Source organism: Cellulosimicrobium sp. 22598 (assembly GCF_052044445.1).
Lineage (GTDB): Bacteria > Actinomycetota > Actinomycetes > Actinomycetales > Cellulomonadaceae > Cellulosimicrobium > Cellulosimicrobium cellulans_G.
Genome location: NZ_JBQEMZ010000001.1, coordinates 48,750 through 73,773, shown reverse-complemented (window position 1 = coordinate 73,773; position 25,024 = coordinate 48,750). Strand labels below are relative to the sequence as shown.

Here is a 25,024-nt window from a genome sequence, read left to right as displayed (position 1 = left end):
GCACGGGGGCACGACGTGCGGCGACCGGTCCGGCGGAGGCGCTCAGTCGACGCGGAGGCTGACGGTCGCACCGCGGACGACGGGGCGCAGCTCGACCCCCGGGAGCTCCGGCGATCGCGCGAGGAAGTCGCGCAGCGGGCTGCGGAAGACCCCGTAGTCGTCGTAGTGGACCGGCACCACGAGCGGCACCCCGACCCGACGCACCAGGTCGGCCCCCTGGACGTCGTCCATCGTCACCGTCCGGCCGAGGATCCGCGTCCCGCCGAGGTGCGCGACGACCGAGTCGAGGTGCGGGAAGGCGTGCGCGACGACGTCGACGTGGTCGCCGGTGAGCGTGTCGCCCGTGACGTAGACCTGGGTCTGTCGGTCGCCGTCCACGCGGTGGGTGTAGACGGTGCCCATGACCTCCGGCAGGAGCGAGCGCAGGACGCCGCGCGCGTGGATCGCCGGGACCGACTCCACGTCGAGCGTCTCCTTGCCCGAGCGGAACGTCTCGATCGTGCCGGTCGGCATGCCGACCGTCGCGAAGTGGTGCCGCGCCAGGCGCCGCGCCGCGGACGGCGTGGTGAGGAGCGGCACCCGCCTCGTCAGGCCGCGCCGCGCGACGCGGTCGAAGTGGTCGCCGTGCAGGTGGGACAGGACGATCGCATCGAGCGGCGGGAGGCCCGTCGGGCCGATCGCGGGCTCGGTGCGCCGCCGCGACGCGAGGCCTGTGCCGAGATAGGCCCACTGGCCCCGGTGCAGGAAGTTGGGGTCGGTGAGCACGGTGAAGCGTCCGAACCGCAGGAGCGCGGTCGCCGTCCCGCCGAACGTGAGCGTCGCGTTCGCGCGGCTCACGGCTCCCCCAGCGCTTCGAGGTGGACGGCCTTGCGGACGGTCATCTCGTCGAGCAGGTCCGGCCCGTATCCCGCTCCCCCGCCGCTGCCGCGGCGCGGGTCGGCCGACCCGCCCGGCGCGCCGCCGAACACCGCGTTGACCTTGACCGTGCCGACGTCGAGCACGTCGGCCGCGCGCAGCGCGTGCGCGAGCGACGGCGTGAGCACCGTCGCCGCGAGCCCGTAGGCCGACGCCGACGCCCGGCGCAGCGCCTCGTCGAAGTCCGCCACGCGCACGACCGGCGCGACGGGCCCGAACGTCTCGACGGTGAGCAGGCCGACGTCGTCCGGACACCGGTCGAGCACGGTCGGCGCGTAGTACGACCCGGGACGGTCGAGCCGGCGCGCACCGGTCACGGCGCGGGCGCCGGCCGCGAGCGCTCCCTGGACGTGCGCGTCGACGACGGCGAGCTGGTCCTCGTCCACGAGCGGGCCCATCGTCGTCGCGTCGTCGCCAGGGTCGCCCACCACGACCTCGTGCGCGAGGCGCGCGAGCTCGGCGACGACGGCGTCCGCGACCTCCTCGACGACGTAGGCGCGCTCGACCGCGGTGCAGAGCTGCCCGCCGTTGGTGAACGCGCCCGTCGCGATCTGGCGCGCGGCGACGACGGGGTCCACGCCCGCGTCGACGACGAGCGGGTCCTTGCCGCCGTTCTCGAGCAGCGCCTTCGCCCCGCGCGCCCCGGCGACCGCCGCGATCCGGCGCCCCGCGGCCGTCGAGCCGACGTGCGCGACGAGCGCGACGCCGTCGTGCCCGACGAGCGCCTCCCCGGTCGCCCCGTCCCCGCTGACGACGCGCAGCACGTCCGCGGGCAGGGCCGCGGCCACGAGCTCGGCCAGGCGGACCCCGGGGGCGTCGCTGCGCTCGGACGGCTTGTGCACGACCACGTTGCCCGTGACGAGCGCCGCGGCGAGGAGCCCGGCGGCGGCCGGGTACGGGTCGTTCCAGGGCGTGACCACCGCGACGACGCCGCGCGGCTCGCGGCGCACGACGTCGAGCGCCGCGGGGTCGCCCGCGAGCACGCGGCCCGCCCGTCCGAGACCCGCGACCGCGGCCTCGTCGAGCAGGTCCGCCGCCACCTCGGCCGAGCCGCGCGCCTCGGCCTCGAGCCGACCCGTCGTCGCCCGCAGCAGCGCGCCCAGCTCGCCGGCGGCGTCGCGCACGGACCGCGCCGCGGCGCGCAGGGCGGCGGCGCGGTCGGCCGGGGCCGTCGCGCGCCACGCGGGCCACGCGGCCGCGGCGGCGCGCACGGCGGCGTCGACCTCGTCGGCCGTCGCGCACCGGACAGGGGCGGCGGGTTGCCCGGTCGCGGGGTCGGTCCGCTCGATACGGCGGTCCTCCGGGGCGGGTGCGGCGAGGTCGTCGCGCGAGGTAGTGGGGGCGGTGGACGTGGTCATGCGGGCCTCCCGGCGAGTGACACGAAGAGAACTACCCATAGGTGCGCCGTGGGCGTGCGAGAAGCGCTTCTCCGGGTGAGGGTGAAGTTCGGGGTTGCAGCAGAGCCGACCCGCACGCGTCAGGCGGTGCCCCACGTTCTCGAGGCGCACCACGAGCCTGACCCGATCCAGGGAGGCTCGCAGCCCCATGCGCGTCCTCGGTGTCAACGCCCTGTTCCACGACCCGTCCGCCGCCCTCGTCGTCGACGGGCGCGTCGTCGCCGCCGCGGAGGAGGAGCGCTTCTCGCGGCGCAAGCACGGCAAGCGACCGCTGCCGTTCGCGGCCTGGGAGCTGCCCGAGAAGGCGATGGCGTGGTGCCTCGAGGAGGGCGGGCTGCGCCCCCAGGACCTCGACGCCGTCGCGTACTCGTTCGACCCGGCGCTGGCCAAGCCCGCCGAGGAGATGGGCCTGCCGGACCCGTGGGACTGGCTGCGCGTGCAGTACGCCGAGCGCGCGCCGCAGTTCCTCGCCACCGCGCTGCCGGGCCTGTCGCCGTCGACGGTGCGGTTCGTGCCGCACGAGGTCGCGCACGCCGCGTCGGCCGCGCTCGCCTCCCCGTTCCCGGTCGCGAGCGTGCTGTCGCTCGACGGCCGCGGCGAGCGCTCGTCCCACCTCGCGGGCCGCTACGACCACGGCCGCCTGGAGGTGCTCGCGAGCCAGGAGCTGCCGCACTCCCTCGGGCTGGTCTACGAGTCGCTCACCGAGCACCTGGGCTTCCTGCGGTCGAGCGACGAGTACAAGGTCATGGCGCTCGCCTCCTACGGCGAGCCGCGCTTCCTGGACGACCTGCGCGAGGTCCTCTACGCGACCGGCGACGGCGGGTTCGTCGCCGAGGTGCCCGACTGGGAGCGGTGGGCGCCCCCGCGCACCGACGACGGCACGTGGGGCACCGACCACGGCGGGCTGGCGGAGCACGCCGACCTGGCGGCCTCCGTGCAGGCCCGGCTCGAGGAGGTCCTCGTCGACCTCGCCACGTGGCTGCACGGGCAGACCGGGGACCGCGTGCTGACCATGGCCGGCGGGACGGCGCTGAACTGCGTCGCGAACTCGCGCGTCTGGCGCGAGTCTCCGTTCGAGGAGGTCTGGGTCCAGCCCGCGGCGGGCGACTCCGGCACGGCGCTCGGCGCCGCGCTCCAGCTCGCCGCGGAGGCGGGCGACACCGTGGAGCCCATGGGCTCGGCCGCGCTCGGCCGGGCGTGGGGCGACGACGCGCTCGCCCGGTGGCTCCGCACGGCGCACGTGCCGTTCACGACGCCCGACGACCTGCCCGCCGAGGTCGGACGGATCCTCGCCGACGACGGGATCGTCGCGTGGTTCGACGGCCGCGCCGAGCTCGGGCCGCGCGCGCTCGGGCACCGCTCGCTGCTCGCGCACCCCGGACCGGTGGCGAACCTGGAACGGCTCAACGACGTGAAGGGCCGCGAGCAGTTCCGCCCGGTCGCCCCGATGGTGCTGCTGGAGGACGCCCCGGAGATCTTCTCCGGCGGCCCGGTCCCCAGCCCCTACATGCTCTTCGTGCACGACGTCGCGCCCGCGTGGCGCGAGCGCATCGCGGCCGTCGTGCACGTGGACGGCACCGCGCGCATCCAGACCGTCGACGACTCCACGCCCCGCCTCCAGGCGACGATCCGCGCGTTCAAGGACCTCACCGGGCTGCCGGTCGTCGTCAACACGAGCCTCAACACCGCGGGCCGGCCCATGGTCGACGATCCCCGCGACGCGCTCGAGCTCTTCGGCTCGGCGCCCGTGGACGCGCTCGTGCTGGGCCCGCACCTCGTGCGACGGCCGGGCGTGTTCGCCGCGCCGACGGAGGTGGAGGCATGAGCACGCCCGTCGCGCGCCCCGCCGGCGCGGTGCCGTACGCCGTCGTCGTGCCCTCGATCGGCCGCCCGTCGCTCGACCGGCTCCTGGAGACCCTCGTCGCCCAGGCCGACGGCCCGGACTCCCCGGGGCCGGCCGAGGTCGTCGTCGCGGACGACCGCCGGCTGCCGCGGCCCGGCACGACCGCCCCGGTGCCCGACCCGCTCGACCTCGGGGACGCCGGCCGTGCGCTCGGCGCGCGCGTCGTGCGCACCGGGGGCCGGGGCCCGGCCGCCGCGCGCAACGCCGGGTGGCGCTCGACGACCGCGCCGTGGGTCGTGCTCCTCGACGACGACGTCGAGCTCCCCGCCGGGTGGGCGCGCCACCTCGCGCACGACCTCGCGGCGAAGACGCCCCGCACCGGCGGCGTGCAGGGCCGCCTGCACGTGCCGCTGCCGACTGACCGCCGGCCGACGGACTGGGAGCGCGGGACCGCCGGCCTGGAGCGCGCGGCGTGGGCGACCGCCGACATGGCGTACCGGCGCGCGGCCCTCGAGCAGGTCGGCGGGTTCGACGAGCGCTTCCCCCGCGCCTACCGCGAGGACGCCGACCTCGCGCTGCGCGTCCGCGAGGCGGGCTGGGAGCTCGTGCGCGGCACGCGCACGACGACCCACCCCGTGCGCCCCGCGGACGACGCGGTGAGCCTGCGCGTGCAGGCCGGGACGCGCGACGACGCGACGTTCCGCGCCCTGCACGGACCCCGCTGGCGCGAGCGTGCCGAGACGGGCCGCGGCCGCCTCGCGTGGCACGTCGCGACCGTCGCCGCCGCCGCCGCCGGCGTCGGCGGGCTCCTGGCACGCCGCCCGCGCGTCGCCGCGCTCGGCGCCCTCGCCTGGGCCGGTCTCACCGCCCAGTTCCTGGGCCGCCGCCTCGCGCCGGGGCCGCGTCCGGGCGACGACGCGTTCGGGCCCGAGCTGCGGCGCATGGCGTGGACGAGCGCCGCCATCCCGTTCGCCGCGGTGCGGCACCGCGTCGTCGGCACGCTCGCCGCCCGGCGCGGGCTCGAGCCCTGGCCGCCGCCGCTCGCCGCCGTGCTGCTCGACCGCGACGGCACGCTCGTGCACGACGTCCCGTACACCGGCGACCCCGCGGCGGTGCGTCCCGTGGACGGCGCCCGCGCGGTGCTCGACGACCTGCGGGCCCGCGGGGTCCGGCTCGGCGTGGTGTCCAACCAGTCCGGCGTCGGGCGCGGGCTCCTCACGCGCGCGCAGGTCGACGCCGTGAACGCGCGCGTCGAGGAGCTGCTCGGCCCGTTCGACACGTGGCAGGTGTGCCCGCACGCGCCCGACGACGGGTGCGCGTGCCGCAAGCCCGGCCCGGGCCTGGTGCTCGCCGCGGCGGCCGACCTCGGCGTCGAGCCGTGGCGGTGCGCGGTCGTCGGCGACATCGGCGCCGACGTGGGCGCGGCGCTCGCCGCGGGCGCGACGCCGGTCCTCGTGCCGACGCCTCTGACCCGCCCCGAGGAGGTCGCCGCCGCGCCGGTCGTCGCGGCCGACCTCGCCGGGGCCATCCGCGCGCTCGACGGCCGCCTGCCCGGCGCCGCCACCCCCACCGACGCCGACCCCACCGACGCCGACCCGGACGCGGCCGACACGCCGGACGCGTCCCGGACCGGGGAGCGTGCCGCATGAGCGCCGACGTCCTCGCCGTGCGCCTCGACAGCGACGGCGACGTCCTCCTCACCGGCCCGGCGGTCCGGGCCATGTCGCGCACGGTCGCGCCGCGCGGCGGGCGGGTCGACGTGCTGGCCTCCCCCGCCGGGCACGCCGCGGCGGGGCTGCTCCCGGACGTGCGCGAGGTGCTCGTGTTCGACGCCCCGTGGTCCGGCTACCGACCTCCGCCCGTCGACCGCGCACGCGTGCTCGACCTCGTCGCGACGCTCGCCGCGCGGCGCTACGCGTCGGCCGTGGTCTTCACGTCGTTCCACCAGAGCCCGCTGCCCGCGGCGATGCTCCTGCGGCTCGCCGGGGTCGAGCACGTCGCCGCGGTGAGCGAGGACTACCCCGGCTCGCTCCTCGACGTGCGCCACGCACGACCCGACGGCTTGCACGAGGTGGAGGCCGCGCTCGACCTCGTCCGCGCGGCGGGGTTCGGCGCGCCGCCCGACGGTGACCGGCTGCGCGTGCGTCGCCCCCTCCCGGACGTGAGCGACCTCGTCCCGGCCGGGCCGTACGTCGTCGTCCACCCCGGCGCGTCCGTGCCCGCGCGTGCCCCCGCGCCCGACCACGCGCGGGACGTCGTCGCGGCGCTCGCGGCGTCGGGCCGGGAGGTCGTGGTCAGCGGCGGGCCGGGCGAGACCGACCTCGCGGCGCACGTCGCCGCGGGGCGCGCGCGGGACCTGTCGGGGCGCACGGACCTCGCGCGTCTCGCGGCGGTGCTCGCCGGCGCCCGCTGCGTCGTCGTCGGCAACACGGGTCCCGCGCACCTGGCCGCCGCGGTCGGCACGCCCGTCGTGTCGCTCTTCGCCCCCGTGGTCCCCGCGGAGCGCTGGGCGCCGTGGGGCGTGCCGACCGTCCTGCTCGGCGACCAGGAGGCCGCGTGCCGCGGCACCCGCGCCCGGCTGTGCCCGGTGCCCGGCCACCCGTGCCTGGGCGTCGACCCCGCCGACGTCGTGGCGGCGGTCGACCGCCTCGCCGCACCGCACGTCGTCGGGACGCCCGCGCCCCGCGCGTCCCTGCCCCGGACCGTGGGGGTGACCCGATGAGGATCCTCGTGTGGCACGTGCACGGGTCGTGGGCGACGTCCTTCGTCGCCGGCGGCCACGAGTACCTGGTCCCGGTCGTCCCCGACCGCGGGCCCGACGGCCGCGGCCGCGCGCGCACCTGGGACTGGCCGCCCGGGGCGCGCGAGGTCGCGCCGGACGAGCTCGCCGACCTCGCGGCGGACGGGTCGATCGACGTCGTGGTGCTCCAGCGCCCCGAGGAGGTCGAGCTGCTGCGCCGCTGGACCGGGCTCGTGCCCGGCCGCGACGTGCCCGCCGTCTACGTCGAGCACAACGCCCCGACCGGCCATGCGGCCGCGACCCGGCACCCCCTCGCCGAGCTCGACGTGGTCGAGGAGGGCCTCGTGCCGATCGTGCACGTCACGGCGTTCAACGCGCTCATGTGGGACACGGGCGACGCGCGCACGCTCGTCGTCGATCACGGCGTCCCCGACCCCGGCCCGCTGTACACCGGTGAGCGGGCGAGCGTCGGGGCCGTCGTCAACGAGCCCGTGCGGCGCTGGCGCGTCGCCGGGACCGACGTGCTCGTCGGGCTGGGCCGCCACGTGCCGGTCGACGTCTACGGCATGGGCGTCGGCAAGCTCGCCGAGCACCTCGCCGAGCCGCCCGGGGACCTCCCCCACCGGCTGCACGACGACGTCCCCCAGGCCGCGATGCACGCGCGCCTCGCGACGTCGCGCGTCTACCTGCACCCGTACCGCTGGACGAGCCTCGGGCTCTCCCTGCTGGAGGCGATGGCGCTCGGGATGCCGGTCCTCGCGCTGCCGACCACCGAGGCGCCCGTCGCGGTGCCCCCGGCCGCGGGGCTCCTCAGCGCCCGTCCCGACGAGCTCGCCGCGACCGCGCGGCGCTGGCTCGCCGACCCCGACGACGCCCGCGAGCACGGCCGGGCGGCACGCGCCCACGTGCTCCAGCACTACTCCCACGCCGCGTTCCTGCGGCGCTGGGACACGGTCCTGACGGAGGTGACCTCATGAAGATCGCGATGATCTCCGAGCACGCCAGCCCCCTCGCCGCGCTGGGCGGCGTCGACGCGGGCGGGCAGAACGTCCACGTCGCGTCGCTCGCCACCCGGCTCGGCGCCCAGGGCCACCGCGTCGAGGTGTTCACGCGCCGCGACGACGCGTCCCTCCCCGAGCGCGTGCCCCTCGCGCGCGGCGTGGACGTCGTCCACGTGGACGCCGGCCCGCCGGTGGCCGTGCCCAAGGACGACCTGCTCCCCCACATGGACGCGTTCGGCGCGGACCTGCTGCGGCGCTGGGTCGAGCCCGGGCCGCGCCCCGACGTCGTGCACGCGCACTTCTGGATGTCCGGGATCGCGGGCCTGCTGTCCGCGCCCGCGCTCGGGGTCCCCCTCGTGCAGACGTTCCACGCGCTCGGGTCCGTCAAACGCCGCCACCAGGGCGCGCACGACACGAGCCCGGCCGAGCGCGTGGCCCGCGAGCGCCTGCTGTGCCGCGCGGTCGACCGGATCGTCGCGACGTGCGCCGACGAGGTCGCCGAGCTCGTCGCGCTCGGCGCGGACCCCGACCGCATCGACGTGGTCCCCTGCGGGGTCGACCTCGGCCGCTTCCTGCCCGACGCCGACCGCTCGGACCACCTGCACCGCGAGCCCGGACGCCTGCGCCTGCTCTCGGTCGGCCGCCTCGTCGAGCGCAAGGGCGTGGACACCGTGATCGAGGCGCTCGCGGAGCTGCCGGGCGCCGAGCTCGTCGTGGCGGGCGGACCGGCCGCGGACGCCCTCGACCACGACCCCGAGGTGCTCCGGCTGCGCGCGGTCGCGGACGCGTCGGGGGTGCCGGACCGGGTGCGGTTCGTCGGCAGCGTGACCCAGGACGACGTGCGCGACCTCATGCACGCCGCCGACGCCGTGGTGTGCGACCCCTGGTACGAGCCGTTCGGCATCGTCCCGCTCGAGGCCGCCGCGTGCGGACGCCCCGTCGTCGGCGCGGCCGTCGGCGGCCTGCTCGACTCGGTCGTCGACGGGCGCACCGGCTTGCTCGTCCCACCGCGGGACCCCGGGGCGCTCGCGGCGGCCCTCCGGCGGCTCGCCGACGACCCGGCGTTCGCGGAGCGCCTGGGCTCGGCCGCGCGCGTTCGGGCCGAGCACCTGTACGGGTGGTCGACGGTCGCGGCCGCCACCGCCGAGTCGTACGAGCTCGTCGTGGCCGCGCGCCGCGCCGAGCCGGGGCGCGCACGGCCCGTCGTCGGTGCCCGCGCCGCGCTGCGGGCGGTGAGCGCACCGTGACGGCGCACCGGCCCGGGGGCAGCGCCGGCCCGCAGGACGCGGCGCGACGCTGGCTGCGCGAGCACGCCGCGGACCTGCACGACGGCCTCGACCTGCTCACGGCCGAGGCCGGGCGCCTCGACGCGTGGGGCGCGCGGCTCGCCGACACCGTGCTCGCGGGCGGGCGGCTGCTCGTCGCGGGCAACGGCGGCAGCGCCGCCGAGGCGCAGCACCTCACGGCCGAGCTCGTGGGGCGCTTCGACGGCGAGCGGACGCCTCTCTCCGCGATCAGCCTGCACGCCGAGACGTCGAGCCTCACCGCGATCGTCAACGACTACGGCGTCGGCGAGATGTACGCGCGGCAGGTCGCCGCGCACGGGCGGCCGGGCGACGTCCTCGTGCTGCTGTCGACGTCGGGCGAGAGCGAGAACGTCGTCGCCGCAGCCCGCCGGGCGCGCGAGCTCGGCCTCACGACGTGGGCGCTCACCGGTCCGCGGGACTGCGCGCTGGCCGCCGCGTGCGACGACGTGCTCGCCCTGCGCGGGGCGTCGACGTCGTCGGTCCAGGAGCTCCACCTCGTCGTCGTGCACGCGCTGTGCGCGGCGCTCGACGCGCACGTGCGCCACCGGGAGGCGGCCGCCCGGGACGACGCGCCCGGTGCCCCGCCCGACGGTCTGCCCGGCGACGGGTCCGTGGACGGACGGGCCGCGCAGGATCCCGCCGCAGCGTCCGCCGCGGTCCCCCCGCCGTCGTCCACGGCAGCGCAGGGCCCGCGCGTCGTCGTGGTCGGCGACGTGCTGCTCGACCGCGACGTCGACGGCCAGGTGACGCGCTTCTCCCCCGACGGGCCCGTGCCCGTGGTCGACACGCTCGGCGTCCGGCGCAGCCCCGGTGGCGCGGGGCTGACGGCCCTGCTCGCCGCCGACGCGGCGCGCGTGCGGCTCGTCGCGCCGTTCGGCGACGACGAGGCGGGCGGCGAGCTGCGTGCGCTGCTGCGTCCGCACCTCGACGTCGTGGCGCTGCCCCAGGTGGGCACCACGCGGCGCAAGACCCGCGTGCGCTCGGGCGGGCAGACCGTCGTCCGGGTCGACGACGGCGGTCCGGCGGGTCCCGACGACGTGCCCGAGCGCTCCGTGCGGGCGGCGCTCGCGGGCGCCGACGTCGTCCTCGTCTCGGACTACGGGGCCGGCACGACGCACGCCGGCCCCGTGCGCGACGCGCTCCAGCACGCGACCCGCGACCGGACGGTCGTGTGGGACCCCCACCCGCGCGGCGGGGCGCCCGTGCCCGGGACCGCGCTCGTCACGCCCAACCTCGCCGAGGCGCTCGACGCGGCGGAGGCCCTCGGGCTCGACGCGTGCGCCGACGACCCGGGCGGCCTGGCCCGGGCGCTCGCCGCCGCCTGGGGCGTGCGGGCGGTGTGCGTCACCGCGGGCGAGCACGGAGCGTTCGTCGCGCGCGCCGACGGGGAGCCCGCGTACGTGCCCGCGACCGTCGCGCACGGTGACCCCTGCGGCGCGGGCGACCGGTTCGCCTCGACGGCGGCGGTCGCGCTCGCCCGGGGCGCCGAGCTCGTCGAGGCGGTCGTCGCGGCGGTCGCCTCGGCCTCGGCCTGGGTCGCGGCCGGCGGCGCCGAGGGTTACCGGCGCCGCGCCGACGTCCCGGGTCGGCGCGCGCCCGACGCGGTGACGGACGGGGTGCCGGACCGCGCACCCCGCGTCGTCGGGGCTGCCTCCGACGCGGCCTCGCCGCAGGACCCGGGCGGGCCCGAGGCGGTGGCCGCGCGGCTGCGCGCGGCGGGCGGCACCGTCGTCGCCACCGGCGGGTGCTTCGACATCCTGCACGCGGGCCACGTCGCGACGCTCGAGGCTGCGGCGCGTCTCGGCGACCACCTCGTGGTCCTGCTCAACGGCGACGCGTCCGTGCGGCGGCTCAAGGGGCCGCAGCGACCCGTCGTCGGGCAGGCCGACCGGGCCCGCGTCCTCGCCGCGCTCGACTGCGTGTCGGCCGTCGTCGTGTTCGACGAGGACGACCCGCGCTCCGCGCTCGACCGCCTGCGCCCGGACGTGTGGGCGAAGGGCGGCGACTACACCGAGGAGGCCCTGCCCGAGGCCGAGGTGGTCCGGCGCCACGGCGGGCGGGTCGTCGTCCTGCCCTACGTCGACGGCCGCTCCACGACCTCGATCCTCGAACGCTCCGGGCGGTTCGCGCCCGGGCTCCCGACCCTGACGGAGGAGACCACCGCATGACCTCGACCACCTCGACCACCCCGCAGCCCGACCGGGCCCCGGCCCCGCGCGAGCTCGGCACCGTCTACGTCACGGGCGGCGCGAGCGGCCTGGGCGCCGCGCTCGTCGACGCCGTCACGGCGGCGGGCGGCAAACCGGTCGTCCTCGACCGGGTCGCGCCCGCGGGCGGTGCGCCCCACGCCGTCGTCGACCTGTCCGACTCGGCCGCGGCGGCTGCGGCGGTCGAGCGCCTGGCCCTGGAGGTCAGCCCGCCCGACGCGGTCGTCACCGCCGCGGGCACCGACGCGTGCGGGCGGCTCGACGAGATCGACGTCGAGACGTGGGAGCGCGTCGTGCGCGTCAACCTCTTCGGGACGGTCGCCGTCGTGCGCGCCGCGCTGCCGTTCCTCGAGGAGCGGCGCGGGACGGTCGTCACCGTCGCGTCGACCCTCGGCCTCAAGGGCGTGTCCGACGCGACCGCGTACTGCGCGTCCAAGTTCGCCGTCCGCGGGTTCTCCCAGGCGCTCGCCGCCGAGCTCGCGGGACGCGTCGGCGTGACGTGCCTCGTGCCCGGCGGGATGCGCACCGCGTTCTTCGACGGCCGCACCGAGCAGTACAAGCCTGGCCCGGACGCCGACCTCAACGACCCGCGCGCGACCGCGGCGGCCGTCGTGACGGCGCTGCGCCAGCCGGTCGGCTGCGAGATCCGCGAGATGCTCGTCATGGCGTCCGGCGAGACGTCGTGGCCGTGACGACCGACGCCACCGGGCTCGCGCCCGACCTGCCGGGGCTCGGGGGCCAGGACGCGGGCACGGTCCTCGTGCTGCGCGCGCTCGGGCTCGGGGACGCGCTCACCGCGGTCCCGGCCCTGCGCGGCGTGCGGCGCGCCTGGCCCGGGCGCCGCGTCCTGCTCGCCGCGCCGGAGGAGGTGGGCGGCTGGCTCCGCGACCTCGGGCTCGTCGACGGCGTCGTGCCCGCGCAGGGCCTCGCACCCCTCGCGTGGGTCGAGGAGTCCGAGGCGGTGTCCGGCGCCCCGCCCTCCGGGCACGTCGCCGTGAACCTGCACGGCAGCGGGCCCCAGAGCCACCGCGTGCTCCTCGACACCGCGCCCGAGCACGTCGTCGCGTTCGCGTCGCGCGAGGCGGGCGTCGCCGGGCCGGGCTGGGACCCCGACGAGCACGAGGTCGACCGCTGGTGCCGCCTGGTCACGGCCGCGGGCGGAGCGTGCTCGCGCGAGGACCTGCGGCTCGACCCGCCCGCGTCGCGCGGGCGGCACGTCGTCGTCCACCCGGGTGCGGCCTCGGGGTCCCGGCGCTGGCCCGCGGGCCGCTTCGCCGCCGTCGCGCGCGACCTCGCCGTCGCGGGGCACGACGTCGTCGTCACGGGCGGCCCGGACGAGCGCGACCTCGGCGCGCGCGTCGTCGCGGACGCCACCGCGTCCCTCGCGGAGGCGACGAGCGCGACGGGCGCCGTGACCGACACCGCGGGCACGCTCGACCTGCGCGCGCTCGCCGACGTCGTCGCGACCGCGCGCCTCGTGGTGTGCGGCGACACGGGCGTCGCGCACCTCGCGACGGCGTTCGGCACCCCGTCGGTCGTCCTGTTCGGGCCGACCCCGCCGTCGGCGTGGGGCCCGGCGATCGACCCGGAGCGCCACGTCGTGCTCTGGCACGGCGGCGACGCGGCGTCCGCGCGGCCTGGTGGGCAGCCGGACGGATACCGCGGCGACCCGCACGCCGCCGCCCTCGACCCGGCGCTCGACCGGGTCACCGTCGACGAGGTCGTGGCCGCGGCCCGAGCGCTGCTCGCGGTGGCACCGCGGCGGGCCTGACCTCGTCGCCGCTGCTCACCGCCGGCTACGCCGTCGGGCTGCTCGACCGCGGCCGTCCCGCGCGGACGCCGGCGACGCCGAGCGCGCGCACGTCCCACCCCGCCGCGCGCCACCGGCCGCGGTCGACGGCGTTGCGCGCGTCGACGAGGCGAGGCGCGCGCACGACGCCGACGAGGTCGTCCGGGTCGAGCGCGCGGTACTCGTCCCACTCGGTCGCGAGGACGACGACGTCGGCCCCGGCGGCAGCCTCGCGCGCGTCGGCCGCGTACCCGAGCTCGGGGGCGGCGGCCTGCGCCAGAGCCAGCGCCTGGGGGTCGGTGACGACGACGTCGGCGCCCTCGGCGGCGATCGCCCGAGCGAGCGCGAGCGCGGGCGAGCTGCGCACGTCGTCGCTGTCGGGCTTGAACGCGGCACCGAGCACGGCGACCCGCCGGGCCGCGAGCGAGCCGCCGCACGCCGCGCGGGCGAGCTCGACCGCCCGGTCCCGGCAGCGGTCGTTGATCGCGTCGACCTCGTCGAGGAAGGACACGGCCGGCCCGACGCCGAGCTCGCGCGCCCGGGCCGCGAACGCGCGGATGTCCTTGGGCAGGCAGCCGCCGCCGAACCCGAGACCCACCCCCAGGTAGTCCCCGCCGATGCGGCGGTCCAGCGCCATCGTGCCGACGAGCGCGACGGCGTCGCCGCCCGCGGCCTCGCACACCTCCGCGACCGCGTTCGCGAACGAGATCTTCGTCGCGAGGAACGCGTTCGCCGCCACCTTGGCCAGCTCCGCCGTGGCGAGGTCGGTCACGAGGCGCGGGACGCCGTCGTCCAGGAGCCGCGCGTAGACCGCGTCGAGGCGCGCCACGAGGGCGTCGCCGTCGTCGGGCACGCCGTAGACCAGCCGGTCGGGGTGCAGCGTGTCCACGACGGCGTGACCCTCGCGCAGGAACTCGGGGTTCCACGCGAGGCCGACGCCGTCGGGCAGGTCGCGGGCGAGCCGCTCCGCCGTCCCGACGGGCACCGTCGACTTGCCGACCACGACCGCGCCGGGCCGCAGGTGCGGGCGCAGCGCGGCGAGCGCCGCGTCGAGCTGCTGCAGGTCGGCCACCCCGCTCCCGGCCGACTGCGGCGTGCCGACGCACAGGAAGTGGACGTCCGAGCCCGCGGCGCGCGCGGCCTCGGTCGAGAACGTCAGGGAGCCGGGACCGTCGGAGCCGGCCAGCAGCGCCGTGAGCCCCGGCTCGAAGAACGGCGCCCGGCCCTCGGCGAGCGCGTCGACCCGGGCGCGGTCGACGTCCACCCCGACGACGTCGTGGCCGAGCCGTGCCATCGCCGCGGCGTGCACGGCCCCGAGGTAGCCGCACCCGTGCACCGAGAGCCTCATGCGTCCGCCCCTCCCGACCCCCCGGCGGCGCCGGTCGCGACCGCCACGGCGGGTCCGCGCCCTGCCTCCTCGCGGAACCACGCGACCGTGCGGGCCAGGCCCTCGGGCCAGGGCGTGCGCGCGCGCCAGCCGAGGACGCGCTCCGCGAGCGCGGTGTCGGGTCGACGGCGGCGGGGGTCGTCCTCGGGCAGGTCGACGTGGACGATCCCCGCGTCGCTGCCGGTCGCGGCGAGCACGTCCTCGGCCACGCGGGCCACGGTGAGCTCGGTGGGGTCGCCCAGGTTCACGGGCCCCGGGTGGTCCGAGCGGGCGAAGGCGAGGATCCCGTCCACGAGGTCGTCCACGTAGCAGACCGAGCGGGTCTGGGAGCCGTCGCCCGCCACGGTGAGCGGCTCGCCCGCGAGCGCCTGGCGGACGAACGTGGGCACCATGCGCCCGTCGTGGCCGCGCATGCGCGGCCCGTAGGTGTTGAAGATCCGCACGATGCCCGCGTCCACGCCGCGCGCGCGGCGGTACGCGGCCGTGGTCGCCTCGGCGAACCGCTTGGACTCGTCGTAGACGCTGCGCGGGCCGACCGGGTTCACGTGGCCCCAGTAGTCCTCGCGCTGCGGGTGCACGTCGGGGTCCCCGTAGACCTCCGACGTCGAGGCGAGCACGAACCGTGCCCCGGCCCGCCCGGCGAGCTCGAGCCCGTGGCGGGTCCCTGCCGAGCCCACGAGCAGGGTCTCGAGCGGGAGCCGCAGGTAGTCCACCGGCGAGGCGGGCGACGCGAGGTGCAGCACGAGGTCGACCCGGCCGGGGTCCGGGACGTCGATCCCCGCGCTGACGTCGGCCTCCACGAACCGGAACCGGGGCTCGTCGCGCAGCGCGTCGAGGTTGCGGACCTCGCCCGTCGACAGGTCGTCCACGCACACGACCTCCGTGCCCCGGGCCACGAGCGCCTCGCACACGTGGCTGCCCACGAACCCGGCGCCGCCCAGGACCACGGCACGGCGCGCACGACGTCCCGTCGAGCCCGCGCCTCGCACCACCGACGTGTCGCCCATGCTCGTCTCCTCGCGACCGCGCGCGACGGGCCGACGACGCCTGGTCCCGGCCGGTCACGCTCCTGCGGACGGGCTCGCTGCTGGACCCGGGACCTCCACGCTCGCACGGGCCCACCCGGCTCGCACACGCTCCCGCCGGCCTGCCCGCGGGCCGTCGCCGCCCGGGCCGCGAGCGGGACGGGCCCGTGGCACGGTGACCCGATGAGCGCACCCCCGGCACCCCAGGACCAGGCCGTCGACCCGCAGACCCGGCTGTCCCGGTCGGTCGGGGGCCGGCTCCTCTACCTGTTCATCCTCGGGGACGTGCTGGGCGCGGGCGTCTACGCGCTCGTGGGCGAGATGGCCGGCGAGGTCGGCGGCGCGGTGTGGCTGCCCCTGCTCGTGGCGCTGGGCCTCGCCCTGCTCACCGCCGGCTCGTACGCCGAGCTCGTCACCAAGTACCCGCGGGCCGGGGGCGCGGCGGTGTTCGCCGACCGGGCGTTCCGCAGCCCGCTCGTGTCGTTCCTCGTCGGGTTCTCCATGCTCGCCGCCGGGGTGACGAGCGCGGCGGGGCTCTCGCTCGCGTTCGCGGGCGACTACCTCGCGACCTTCGTCGACGCGCCCGACCGGCTCGTGGCCGTGCTCTTCCTCGCGCTCGTCGCCGCGCTCAACGCGCGCGGCATCAAGGAGTCGCTGCGCGCCAACGTCGCGATGACCGTGATCGAGCTGTCCGGCCTCGTCCTCGTGGTCGTGCTGGCCGCGGTCGTGCTGGGCCGCGGCGAGGGCTCCCCGGGGCGGGTCACGCAGTTCGCGGAGGGCACGACGCCGGCGCTCGCCGTCCTCGCGGCGGCGATCCTCGCGTACTACTCGTTCGTCGGGTTCGAGACCTCGGCGAACCTCGCGGAGGAGGTGCGCGACGTCCGGCGCACCTACCCGCGCGCGCTCTTCGGGGCGCTCGTCACCGCCGGGGTGGTCTACGTGGCGGTCGGCGTGGCCGCCGTCGCGGTCGTCGACCCGCAGACGCTCGCCGGGTCCACGGGCCCGCTGCTCGAGGTCGTCGACGCCGAGGGGTCCGTGCCTGCGTGGGTGTTCTCGCTCGTGGCCCTGATCGCCGTGGCGAACGGCGCGCTGCTGACGATGATCATGTCGAGCCGGCTCGCCTACGGCATGGCGGAACAGGGCCTGCTCCCGTCGGTCCTCGGCCGGGTGCTCCCGCACCGCCGCACCCCGTGGGTCGCGATCGTCGTGACGACGGCGGTCGCCATGGGGCTCGTCTTCACGGGCGACGTGGCCGGGCTCGCCGAGACCGTCGTGCTGCTCCTGCTGCTCGTCTTCGCCTCGACGAACGTCGCGGTCCTCGTGCTGCGACGCGACCCGGTCGACGCGCCGCACTTCCGCGTCGCGACGGTCGTGCCGGTGCTAGGCGTGGCGTCGTGCGTCCTGCTGCTCACCCAGCAGGACGCCGTGACGTGGCTGCGTGCGGGCATCCTGCTCGCCGTCGGCGCGGTGCTGTACGTCGTCGTGCGCTGGACCCGACGGGCCGCGGACGCGCGCGCGGCATGACGATCCGCACGGAGGGGGAACCGTGGACCCGGTGCGCAGAGAACGGCACCTGGTCCGCGCCGCCTTGCTCCGTGCCGCCCGTGGACCGCTAGCCGCGGGCGCTGCGGTCGTGCTCTTCACTCGCCGCTGGTCGCGACGTGAGGCACGACGGCGGAGAACCCCTCAGCGGTCGGCGGGCCGCGACACCGAGCCCCGCACGACGAGGTGCAGGGGCAGGACGGTGCGGGCGGGCGCCCCGGTCCGACGCTCGCCCGTCATCGACCGCTCGATCGCGTCCATCGCGGCGAGCGCGAGCGCCGCGACGGGCTGCTCGAGCGTCGTGAGCTTGGGGCGCAGCCACTGGCCGACGCGGATGCCGTCGCACCCGACGACCGAGAGGTCGTCGGGGATGGAGATGCCGTGCAGCTCGGCCGCGCCCAGCATCCCGACGGCGACGATGTCGCTGCCGACGAACACGGCCGTCGGCGCGTTCCCGGGCCGCGTGAGGTAGGGGAACGTCGAGGCGCCGAACTGCTCGGTGTACGGGCCGTGGCGCACGAGGTCCGGGTCGACGTCGAGGCCGGCGTCGTGCATCGCGTCGACGTAGCCCCGCAGGCGGTCCTGGGTCGTGGACAGCTCGGCCGGTCCGGCGACGTGCGCGATGCGCCGGTGCCCCTGCTGCACGAGGTAGCTCGTGGCCTGGTAGGCACCGCCGTAGTTGTCGACGGTGATCGTCTCGACGGGCAGGTCGAGGTCGACCTCCTCGTCGATGACGACGACGGGCAGCCCGTCCGCGACGGCGCGCGCGAGCCGGTCGTCGGTGCGCGACATGCCCACGTACACGACGCCGCCGAGCGACCCGTCGCTCGCGAGGAGCTGCCCGAGGCCCGACTCCGCGTCGCCGTGCCGGGTCGACAGCGCGACGACGAGCGGGACCCGGCGGTCGCCCGCGAGGCGTGCGACCTCCTCCGCGAGCGCGGTGAAGAACGGGTTGACGAAGTCGGGCACGACGAGCGCGACGACCCCGGTGCGGCGCTCGTGCTCGCGCGCCGCCGGGCCGGGCGCGGGGACGACGTACCCCACCTCGCGCACCGCGGCGTCGATCCGCGCCGCCGTCTCCGGCTGGACGTTGAGCTGCCCGCGCAGGTAGCGCGACGCCGTCGAGGCCGACACGCCGGCACGTTGCGCAACACGCGTGAGCGTCATGGCTCCCCTCCAACGGCTCGCGTCCGAGAACCCTTGCACCCTACCGGCACCGCGTCGCACAGACGGTGTTGACAGGCCGAGCATCTCCACCCTACGGTCTTGCGCAACGCCACACAACGTTGCGCAACGTCGTCGCCGACGTCGCCGCGCGACCTGATCGCAAGGAGGCCGGGATGAGCCGGGTTCTGCTCGCCGGGGAGTCGTGGATCAACGCGACCACCGACTACAAGGGGTACGACGCGTTCCCCCACGCCCAGCTCGAGGTCGGGTGCGCGCGCCTGCTCGAGGCGCTGGCCGCCGAGGGCCACGAGGTCACGCACCTGCCCTCGCACCTCGTCGCCGAGGACTTCCCCTCCACGCTCGACGAGCTCGACGCCTACGACGTCGTGATCCTGTCCGACATCGGCGCCAACTCGCTCCTGCTCCCGCCGATCGTGTTCTCCCAGGGGCGCCCGTTCCCGAACCGGCTCAAGCTCCTCGCCGAGTGGGTCCGCCGCGGCGGCGGCCTCATGATGGCCGGCGGCTACCTCAGCTTCCAGGGCTTCCAGGCCAAGGCCAACTACCACGGCACCGCCGTCGAGGCCGTCCTGCCCGTCGACATCCTCCCGTACGACGACCGCGAGGAGACCCCCGAGGGCATCGGCGGCACCCTGACCGACGTCGAGCACCCCGTCACCGCGGGCCTCGACCGCGAGTGGCCGATCCTCCTCGGCTACCAGCGCCTCACCGCCAAGGCCGACGCGACCGTCCTGGCCACCATCGAGGGCCGCCCGCTCGTCGCCGTCCGCACCGAGGGCGAGGGGCGCACGCTCGCGTTCGCCTCCGACATCTCCCCGCACTGGGCCCCGCGCGAGTTCATGGACTGGGCCGGCTACGGCCCGCTGTTCGGCCAGGCCGTCACCTGGCTCGCGGGCTGATGACGCCCGAGGTGGTGGTCGTCGGCAGCCTGAACATGGACCTCCGGCTGACCGTCGACCGCCTGCCCCGCTCGGGCGAGACCGTCTCCGCGACGGGCCTCGTCCGCTCCCCCGGCGGCAAGGGCGCCAACCAGGCCGTCGCCGCCGCCCGGCTCGGCCGCCGCGTCGCCATGGTCGGCGCCGTCGGCGACGACGACGACGGCCGCGCGATCCGCCGCCGCCTCGCCGCCGAGGGCCTCGTCCTCGACGGCCTCGCGACGGCGGACCGCCCCACCGGCGTCGCCGTCGTGCTGTGGGAGCAGCCCGAGTCGACGATCGTCATCGAGCCCGGCGCGAACGCCGTCGTCGACGAGGCGTTCGTCGCCGAGCGCGACGACCTCGTCCGCGACGCGGCCGCCGTCCTGTGCCAGTGCGAGACGCCGCTCGGCGCGCTGCGCGCCGTCGCCGCCACCGCGACGGGCACCACGGTCCTCAACCCGGCGCCCGCCGTCCCGCTGCCGGCCGACGTGCGCGCCGCGTTCCGCGTGCTCGTGCCCAACCGGTTCGAGCTTGCGACCCTCGTCGGCGCGACCACCGAGCCGGCCGGCGAGGACGAGGTGCTCGCCATGGTGCGCGCGCTCGACCACCCCGGGGACGTCGTCGTCACCCTCGGGGCCGACGGCGCGCTCGTCGTCCCCGCGGGAGGCGCACCCGTCACCGTCCCGGCGGAGCGCGTCGACGCCGTCGACACGACCGCCGCCGGCGACTCGTTCTGCGCGGCGCTCGCGGACGGCCTCCTCCACGGCGGCGACCTCGTCGAGTCCGCCCGCTGGGCGGCGCACGTCGCCGCCTCCACCACCACCCGCCACGGCGCCGTCGACTCCCTGCCGCGCGCCGCCGACCTGGCCCCCGAGGGCACCAGGATTCCGCTCCACAGCTAAGTCCGACGTACCGTCGGAGGAAGGCACGGTCACGCAATGAAGCACACCACGCCGGCGACCACCGGTTCCCCGTCCGGCACTCAGGGAGGTGCTCTGAACTCGTCAGCCCGCCGCAGCAGGGTCAAGGACACCGCGACCGCCCTGCTCGTCGTCGCGACCGTCCTCGCGGGGGCCCTCGGCCCGATGCAGGCGGCCGTCAACGGCCAGCTCGGCAAGACGATCGGCGACGGGCACGCCGCCGCCCTCATCTCGTTCGGGACCGGCCTGGTCCTCATGTTCGTCGTCGTGTTCGCGCGCCCCGCCACCCGGCGCGAGGCGCTCGCGATCCCCGGCCTGATCCGCTCGCGCACCATCCCGTGGTGGAACTACCTCGCGGGCCTGTGCGGCGCCGTCATCGTCCTCTCCGAGGGCGTCACCGTCGGCGTCCTCGGTGTGGCCACGTTCCAGATCTCGCTCATCTCCGGCCTCGTGATCTCCGGCGTCATCTGCGACCGCCTCGGCGTCACGGCGTCGGTCAAGCAGCCGCTCACCGCGACGCGACTCCTGGGCGCCGCGCTCGCCATCGCGGCGACCGTCGTCGTCATCTCGCCGAGCTTCTCCGTGCCGCACACGATCGTCCTGGCGATCATGCCGTTCGTGGGCGGCCTGCTCGCGGGCTGGCAGCCGGCCGGGAACGCGGCCGTCGCCGACGTCACCGGGTCGATGCTCGTCTCGATCGGCTGGAACTTCCTCGTGGGCTTCACGGCCCTGCTGATCGCCTACCTGGTGCGGGCAGCCACGGGCGGCGTCGACTTCCAGCTCCCGGGCGAGTGGTGGATGTACCTGGGCGGTCCGCTCGGCCTGCTGTCCATCGCGCTCATGGCGCTCCTCGTGCGCGGCCTCGGCCTGCTGCTGCTGGGCCTCGCGTCGGTCGCGGGCCAGCTCGTCGGCTCGCTCGTCCTCGACGCCGCGATCCCGGCGCTCGGGCACACCGTGCACGTCGCGACCGTGATCGGCACGGTCATCGCGCTCGTGGCCGCGGGGATCGGCATGATCCCGTCGGGCAAGGCGGCCCATCCCGACGAGCCGGGCGACGGAGCGCACGAGGACGCCGTGGCCGCGGCGGTCGCGGGCGGCGAGGCGGGCGAGGCGAGCGGGCGATGAGCGTCACGCCCGCCGGCCACGTCCAGACGGTCACCGGCCGCGCCGCGGCCGCCGACCTCGGCCTCACGCTCCCGCACGAGCACCTCTTCAACGACCTGTCGGGCGTGCTCGACCCGCCGAGCTACCGCTTCTCCGCGGCGGTCGTCGAGGCCCCGGTCTCCGCGTCGGTCGCGTGGGCGCTGCGCCAGGACCCGTACTGCTGCGCGGACAACATCGCCGACAAGCCGGTCGCCGCGGTCGCCGCGGAGCTCGAGAGCTTCGCCGCGCTGGGCGGGCGCACGATCGTCGACGCGACGTCGAGCGCCGCGATCGGGCGCAACCCCGAGCGCCTCGCGGAGGTGGCCCGCCGGACGGGCCTGCACGTGGTCGCGGGCTGCGGCGCGTACCTCGAGAAGTTCGAGGGCGACCGCATCGCCGCGGCGGCCGTGGACGCGCAGGCGTCGGCGATCGTCGCGGAGCTCGCCGACGGGATCGGCGGGACCGGCGTGCGGCCCGGCATCATCGGCGAGATCGGCGTCTCGCCGTCGTTCACCGCGGGCGAGGCCGCGTCGCTGCGCGCGGCGGCCCTCGCGCAGCGCGAGCACCCGCACGTGGCGCTCCAGGTGCACCTGCCCGGGTGGCAGCGCCGCGCGCACGAGGTGCTCGACCTCGTGCTCGACGAGGTGGGCGTGCGCCCGGAGAAGGTCGTGCTGTGCCACATGGACCCGTCCGCCGACGACCCGGACTACCAGCGGTCCGTGGCCGAGCGCGGCGTCTGGCTCGAGTTCGACATGGTCGGCATGGACATCACCTTCCCGAAGGAGGGCGTGTCCCCCGACCCGCACACGACCGCGACCGCGGTGCAGCGCCTCGTCGAGGCCGGCCACGCGGGCCAGGTGCTGCTCAGCCACGACGTGTTCCTCAAGCAGATGTGGGTGCAGCACGGCGGCAACGGGTTCGCGTACGTCCCGACCGTCTTCACGGAGATGCTCGCGTCGCGCGGCGTGCCGCGCGACGTGCTCGCCCGGCTCACCCACGACAACCCGGTGGCGATGCTCACCGCGTGACGCGACGCCGTCCGCCACCCGCACGGCCGGGACCCGCACGGGTCCCGGCCGTCGGCGCGCCCGGGACCTCCGGCCCTGGTCAGGGCGTCGCGCTCTGAGAGGATCGGCGCATGAGACGACGTGCCCTCCCGACCCTCGTGGCCGCCGTGGCCGCCACCACCCTCGTGCTCGCCGGCTGCTCCGGCGGGTCCGGCGACTCCCCCGAACCCTCCGCGCTGGACGCGCTGCTCGACCGTCACGACCTCGCCGGGCTCAGCGGCCAGGAGGTCGTCGACCGGCTCGAAGGCCTCGAGACGGCCGACCGGCCGACCGACCTCGTCGCCTCGGTCCGCGCGGCGGAGCTCGTGCTCGCGGACGAGACGTACGAGACCACGGTCCCGCTGCCCGAGGACACGTTCTACCTCTCGGTCGCGCCCTTCGTGGACGAGACGCACGAGTGCTTCTACCACTCGCTGACGACGTGCCAGGGCGAGCTCGCGGACGAGCCCGTGTCCGTCACGGTCGTCGACGCGGCGACCGGCGAGGTCCTCGTCGAGGAGGACACGACGCTCGGCGCGAACGGGTTCGTCGGCCTCTGGCTCCCGCGCGACGTGGACGCCGAGCTGCGCGTGGAGCACGAGGGGCGGGTCGGCACGACGACCGTCTCGACGGGCGCCGACGACCCCACCTGCCTCACGTCGTTGCAGCTCGTCTGACTCAGCCGACGACGGTGAAGCGCGTCGTGACGACGGGGCCGTGCTCCCCGGTCGCGGGGTCGACGACGCGCAGCCCGAGCGAGTGCTCGCCGAGCGAGAGCCCGGTCACCTGCCGGACCAGCGGCGCGTCGGCGAGCGTGTGGAGGTTGCCCGTCGGACGGTCGTCGACGAAGGCCTCGACGACCAGCCCGGGGGTCCCGGCGATCTCGGCGTCGACCGCGTAGCCCGTGGGCTCCCACGGCAGGCCGGAAGGCCGTCCCGTGACCGTCGCCCCGGGGCCGGGCGAGAGCAGCACGGGCACGTCGAAGGCGAACGGCCCCAGCGGCACGGACGGCGCGGACGTGACGCCCTCGACCACCTGCACCACCCGGAGCCGGTGCTCGCCCGCGGCGCCGAGACCGTCGGCGACCGCCTCCCACGCGCCGTCGTGCCCGGCCTCTGCCGTCCCGACGACGGCGCCCGCCGCGTCCAGGACCCGGATCGTCGCGCCGGGGGCGCCGGTGCCGCGCAGCACCGGGAACACCGCGAGCGCACCGGGTGCCGGGGCCGACGCGACGACCGGGGCCGCCGGGGGCTGCGGCGCGGGCTCCTCCGTGCCCGGGTCCGTGCCCGGGTCCGGTTCCGAGGGCTCCGGCGCGGGCGGCGGTGCCGGGGTGGGAGGGATCTCGACGGCCGGGATCGACGGCCCCGTGACGGGGGGCGGCGCCGTCCCGGTGCTGGGTACCGGCCCGGGGTCGAGCGGGCCCGTCGTGGGCACGTCGGCGGGGCCCGGGGCGGCGTCCGGTGCGGCGTCGGGCGCCGTGCCGGGCTCGACGGCCGGCCCGTGCGCCTCGTCCTCGGGCGCGGCGGGGGCGCCCGGCACCTCGTCGGCCTGCACGCCCGGGGAGGCGAGCGCGCCCACGGCCTGCCCTGCTGCCGGCGTCGGTTCGCCGCCGCCCCACCACCCGGCGACGGCGCCGACGCCCACGACCGCCGCGACGGCCGTCGCCGCCACGCCCCCGAGGACGAGGCCCGGGAGCGCGCCGGCTGCGCCGCCCGCGCCGGCGGAGGTCGCGACCGGGGTGGCCGCGGCGTGGGACGTGGCGGCCGGGGCGACCGGGGACGCGGCGGCCGTGGCGGCCGTGGGTGCGATGACCGTGCCCGCGGCCCCGAGGGCGGCCGGCACGCCGAGGACGAGCGGCAGCAGCACGAGGCGCAGGCGCGAGGCGACGTCGTCCACCTCCTCGGCGAGGATCGAGCACGCGAGGCACCCCGTCAGGTGGTCCTCGACGCGGTCGCGGGCGCTCGGCGAGAGCGTGCCGCGCGCATGGTCGCCCAGACGCTCGGCCGTCCAGCGGCACTCCGGCGCGACGGCGTCGGTCTCGACGTGGGCCTGCAGCCACTCCCGGCGCAGCCCCTCGCGCGCCCGGTACGCGAGCGCGGCCGTGGCGGGCGCGGACAGGCCCAGGAGCGGCCCCGCCTCGCGCGGCTCCATCCCCTCGACCTCCGTGTACCAGAGCACGGACTGCCAGCGCTCGGGCAGGCGTCGGAACGCCCGCACCGTGACCGACCGCTCGAGCACCTCGGTCGTGGCGTCCCGCGCGTCGGCGACCTCGGGGACCTCGTCGACGGGGAACGGGGCGGGCGTGCGCGACCACGACGCGGCGACCGCGCGCAGCGTCGTGTAGAGGTAGGGGCGGAACGGGCCCGTCGGGCCGGCCCCCGCCTGGAGGGCGTGCAGGATGCGCGCGAACGCCTCCTGGAGGAGGTCGTCGGGGTCGTAGGTCGCGGTGAGACGCCGCGCCGCGGCCCTCCCGGCCCCGGCGTGGCGCCCCCAGAGCTCCGCGTAGGCGTCGACGTCCCCCGCGCGCACGGCGTCGGCGAGCTCGACGTCGTCCCGCGCGGGAGCGGGCTCGACGTCGTGCTCGTCGTGCGGGACCGCGCCGGCCCGGGTGCCGACGGCTGCGGTCTGGTGGTGCGCGTGCATGGTCGCCTCTCGTCCGG

The 25,024-nt window shown here is 77.4% G+C and carries 20 protein-coding genes; 14 read left to right on the top strand and 6 right to left on the bottom strand.

The window, feature by feature from the left end:
- Positions 1 to 42: 42 nt before the first annotated feature.
- Positions 43 to 837, bottom strand: coding sequence for an MBL fold metallo-hydrolase (locus tag ACTJIY_RS00300; RefSeq protein ID WP_440673160.1), 795 nt, complete (start codon positions 835 to 837; stop codon positions 43 to 45).
- Positions 834 to 2,273 (bottom strand): aldehyde dehydrogenase family protein, encoded by a 1,440-nt coding sequence (locus tag ACTJIY_RS00295; protein WP_440673161.1) that lies wholly within the window; start codon positions 2,271 to 2,273, stop codon positions 834 to 836. Before ACTJIY_RS00295 ends, ACTJIY_RS00300 begins: the two co-directional genes overlap by 4 nt.
- 187 nt (positions 2,274 to 2,460) lie before the next feature.
- Between ACTJIY_RS00295 and ACTJIY_RS00290 the strand changes: the two genes are divergently transcribed.
- Genes ACTJIY_RS00290 through ACTJIY_RS00255 form a run of 8 tightly spaced genes read left to right on the top strand, consistent with a single transcriptional unit; the run spans position 2,461 to position 13,181 of the window.
- Positions 2,461 to 4,137 (top strand): carbamoyltransferase family protein, encoded by a 1,677-nt coding sequence (locus ACTJIY_RS00290; protein WP_440673162.1) that lies wholly within the window; start codon positions 2,461 to 2,463, stop codon positions 4,135 to 4,137.
- Positions 4,134 to 5,804, top strand: a complete 1,671-nt coding sequence (locus tag ACTJIY_RS00285) for an HAD-IIIA family hydrolase (protein ID WP_440673163.1) — start codon at positions 4,134 to 4,136, stop codon at positions 5,802 to 5,804. The genes ACTJIY_RS00290 and ACTJIY_RS00285 overlap by 4 nt, the downstream gene beginning before the upstream one ends.
- Positions 5,801 to 6,877, top strand: a complete 1,077-nt coding sequence (locus tag ACTJIY_RS00280; RefSeq protein ID WP_440673164.1) for a glycosyltransferase family 9 protein — start codon at positions 5,801 to 5,803, stop codon at positions 6,875 to 6,877. The genes ACTJIY_RS00285 and ACTJIY_RS00280 overlap by 4 nt, the downstream gene beginning before the upstream one ends.
- Positions 6,874 to 7,872: a glycosyltransferase family 4 protein gene (locus ACTJIY_RS00275; protein ID WP_440673165.1), complete on the top strand. Its 999-nt coding sequence runs from the start codon at positions 6,874 to 6,876 to the stop codon at positions 7,870 to 7,872. The genes ACTJIY_RS00280 and ACTJIY_RS00275 overlap by 4 nt, the downstream gene beginning before the upstream one ends.
- Positions 7,869 to 9,143 (top strand): glycosyltransferase, encoded by a 1,275-nt coding sequence (locus ACTJIY_RS00270; RefSeq protein WP_440673166.1) that lies wholly within the window; start codon positions 7,869 to 7,871, stop codon positions 9,141 to 9,143. Before ACTJIY_RS00275 ends, ACTJIY_RS00270 begins: the two co-directional genes overlap by 4 nt.
- Positions 9,140 to 11,371, top strand: coding sequence for a PfkB family carbohydrate kinase (locus ACTJIY_RS00265; protein ID WP_440673167.1), 2,232 nt, complete (start codon positions 9,140 to 9,142; stop codon positions 11,369 to 11,371). The genes ACTJIY_RS00270 and ACTJIY_RS00265 overlap by 4 nt, the downstream gene beginning before the upstream one ends.
- A complete protein-coding gene (locus ACTJIY_RS00260; protein ID WP_440673168.1) occupies positions 11,368 to 12,102 on the top strand; it encodes an SDR family oxidoreductase in 735 nt (244 codons plus the stop codon). Before ACTJIY_RS00265 ends, ACTJIY_RS00260 begins: the two co-directional genes overlap by 4 nt.
- The gene (locus ACTJIY_RS00255; protein WP_440673169.1) at positions 12,099 to 13,181 is read left to right on the top strand and encodes a glycosyltransferase family 9 protein; all 1,083 of its coding nucleotides are present in this window, start codon (positions 12,099 to 12,101) and stop codon (positions 13,179 to 13,181) included. The genes ACTJIY_RS00260 and ACTJIY_RS00255 overlap by 4 nt, the downstream gene beginning before the upstream one ends.
- Before the next feature lie 25 nt (positions 13,182 to 13,206).
- Here ACTJIY_RS00255 and ACTJIY_RS00250 read toward each other — a convergent pair whose 3' ends face one another.
- On the bottom strand, positions 13,207 to 14,547 hold the full coding sequence (locus ACTJIY_RS00250) for a UDP-glucose dehydrogenase family protein (protein WP_440673170.1): 1,341 nt from the start codon (positions 14,545 to 14,547) through the stop codon (positions 13,207 to 13,209).
- Positions 14,544 to 15,593: an NAD-dependent epimerase/dehydratase family protein gene (locus tag ACTJIY_RS00245; protein WP_440673171.1), complete on the bottom strand. Its 1,050-nt coding sequence runs from the start codon at positions 15,591 to 15,593 to the stop codon at positions 14,544 to 14,546. Before ACTJIY_RS00245 ends, ACTJIY_RS00250 begins: the two co-directional genes overlap by 4 nt.
- A gap of 201 nt (positions 15,594 to 15,794) precedes the next feature.
- On the opposite strand from ACTJIY_RS00245, the gene ACTJIY_RS00240 reads away from it, so the two are divergent.
- The gene (locus ACTJIY_RS00240; RefSeq protein ID WP_440673172.1) at positions 15,795 to 17,135 is read left to right on the top strand and encodes an APC family permease; all 1,341 of its coding nucleotides are present in this window, start codon (positions 15,795 to 15,797) and stop codon (positions 17,133 to 17,135) included.
- Between the two features lie 162 nt (positions 17,136 to 17,297).
- Here ACTJIY_RS00240 and ACTJIY_RS00235 read toward each other — a convergent pair whose 3' ends face one another.
- Positions 17,298 to 18,320, bottom strand: coding sequence for a LacI family DNA-binding transcriptional regulator (locus ACTJIY_RS00235; protein WP_290444590.1), 1,023 nt, complete (start codon positions 18,318 to 18,320; stop codon positions 17,298 to 17,300).
- 173 nt (positions 18,321 to 18,493) lie between these two features.
- Between ACTJIY_RS00235 and ACTJIY_RS00230 the strand changes: the two genes are divergently transcribed.
- The 5 genes from ACTJIY_RS00230 to ACTJIY_RS00210 all read left to right on the top strand — a co-directional run bounded on the left by ACTJIY_RS00230 (position 18,494) and on the right by ACTJIY_RS00210 (position 23,041).
- Positions 18,494 to 19,237, top strand: coding sequence for a glutamine amidotransferase (locus tag ACTJIY_RS00230; RefSeq protein ID WP_440673174.1), 744 nt, complete (start codon positions 18,494 to 18,496; stop codon positions 19,235 to 19,237).
- Positions 19,237 to 20,157, top strand: a complete 921-nt coding sequence (locus ACTJIY_RS00225) for a ribokinase (protein WP_440673175.1) — start codon at positions 19,237 to 19,239, stop codon at positions 20,155 to 20,157. The genes ACTJIY_RS00230 and ACTJIY_RS00225 overlap by 1 nt, the downstream gene beginning before the upstream one ends.
- A gap of 36 nt (positions 20,158 to 20,193) precedes the next feature.
- Positions 20,194 to 21,300 (top strand): DMT family transporter, encoded by a 1,107-nt coding sequence (locus ACTJIY_RS00220; RefSeq protein WP_440673176.1) that lies wholly within the window; start codon positions 20,194 to 20,196, stop codon positions 21,298 to 21,300.
- Complete coding sequence (locus ACTJIY_RS00215) at positions 21,297 to 22,346, top strand: phosphotriesterase family protein (RefSeq protein WP_439157587.1); 1,050 nt, start codon at positions 21,297 to 21,299, stop codon at positions 22,344 to 22,346. Before ACTJIY_RS00220 ends, ACTJIY_RS00215 begins: the two co-directional genes overlap by 4 nt.
- A gap of 110 nt (positions 22,347 to 22,456) precedes the next feature.
- Positions 22,457 to 23,041 carry a CueP family metal-binding protein gene (locus ACTJIY_RS00210; protein WP_440673177.1) on the top strand — a complete coding sequence of 195 codons (585 nt, stop codon included), beginning with the start codon at positions 22,457 to 22,459 and terminating at the stop codon, positions 23,039 to 23,041.
- A 1-nt stretch (position 23,042) separates the two neighbouring features.
- Here the strand turns inward: ACTJIY_RS00210 and ACTJIY_RS00205 are convergent, their stop codons facing one another.
- On the bottom strand, positions 23,043 to 25,007 hold the full coding sequence (locus ACTJIY_RS00205; protein WP_440673178.1) for a zf-HC2 domain-containing protein: 1,965 nt from the start codon (positions 25,005 to 25,007) through the stop codon (positions 23,043 to 23,045).
- Positions 25,008 to 25,024: the final 17 nt, after the last annotated feature.

Excerpts from the sequence above, each read along its gene's own strand:
- ACTJIY_RS00295 (WP_440673161.1), bottom strand. The coding sequence starts at position 2,273 with ATGACCACGTCCACCGCCCCCACTACCTCGCGCGACGACCTCGCCGCA.
- ACTJIY_RS00290 (WP_440673162.1), top strand. The coding sequence starts at position 2,461 with ATGCGCGTCCTCGGTGTCAACGCCCTGTTCCACGACCCGTCCGCCGCC.
- ACTJIY_RS00220 (WP_440673176.1), top strand. The coding sequence starts at position 20,194 with ATGAAGCACACCACGCCGGCGACCACCGGTTCCCCGTCCGGCACTCAG.
- ACTJIY_RS00225 (WP_440673175.1), top strand. The coding sequence starts at position 19,237 with ATGACGCCCGAGGTGGTGGTCGTCGGCAGCCTGAACATGGACCTCCGG.
- ACTJIY_RS00230 (WP_440673174.1), top strand. The coding sequence starts at position 18,494 with ATGAGCCGGGTTCTGCTCGCCGGGGAGTCGTGGATCAACGCGACCACC.
- ACTJIY_RS00205 (WP_440673178.1), bottom strand. The coding sequence starts at position 25,007 with ATGCACGCGCACCACCAGACCGCAGCCGTCGGCACCCGGGCCGGCGCG.
- ACTJIY_RS00270 (WP_440673166.1), top strand. The coding sequence starts at position 7,869 with ATGAAGATCGCGATGATCTCCGAGCACGCCAGCCCCCTCGCCGCGCTG.
- ACTJIY_RS00280 (WP_440673164.1), top strand. The coding sequence starts at position 5,801 with ATGAGCGCCGACGTCCTCGCCGTGCGCCTCGACAGCGACGGCGACGTC.
- ACTJIY_RS00260 (WP_440673168.1), top strand. The coding sequence starts at position 11,368 with ATGACCTCGACCACCTCGACCACCCCGCAGCCCGACCGGGCCCCGGCC.
- ACTJIY_RS00210 (WP_440673177.1), top strand. The coding sequence starts at position 22,457 with ATGAGACGACGTGCCCTCCCGACCCTCGTGGCCGCCGTGGCCGCCACC.
- ACTJIY_RS00235 (WP_290444590.1), bottom strand. The coding sequence starts at position 18,320 with ATGACGCTCACGCGTGTTGCGCAACGTGCCGGCGTGTCGGCCTCGACG.
- ACTJIY_RS00275 (WP_440673165.1), top strand. The coding sequence starts at position 6,874 with ATGAGGATCCTCGTGTGGCACGTGCACGGGTCGTGGGCGACGTCCTTC.
- ACTJIY_RS00245 (WP_440673171.1), bottom strand. The coding sequence starts at position 15,593 with ATGGGCGACACGTCGGTGGTGCGAGGCGCGGGCTCGACGGGACGTCGT.
- ACTJIY_RS00285 (WP_440673163.1), top strand. The coding sequence starts at position 4,134 with ATGAGCACGCCCGTCGCGCGCCCCGCCGGCGCGGTGCCGTACGCCGTC.
- ACTJIY_RS00250 (WP_440673170.1), bottom strand. The coding sequence starts at position 14,547 with ATGAGGCTCTCGGTGCACGGGTGCGGCTACCTCGGGGCCGTGCACGCC.
- ACTJIY_RS00240 (WP_440673172.1), top strand. The coding sequence starts at position 15,795 with ATGAGCGCACCCCCGGCACCCCAGGACCAGGCCGTCGACCCGCAGACC.
- ACTJIY_RS00215 (WP_439157587.1), top strand. The coding sequence starts at position 21,297 with ATGAGCGTCACGCCCGCCGGCCACGTCCAGACGGTCACCGGCCGCGCC.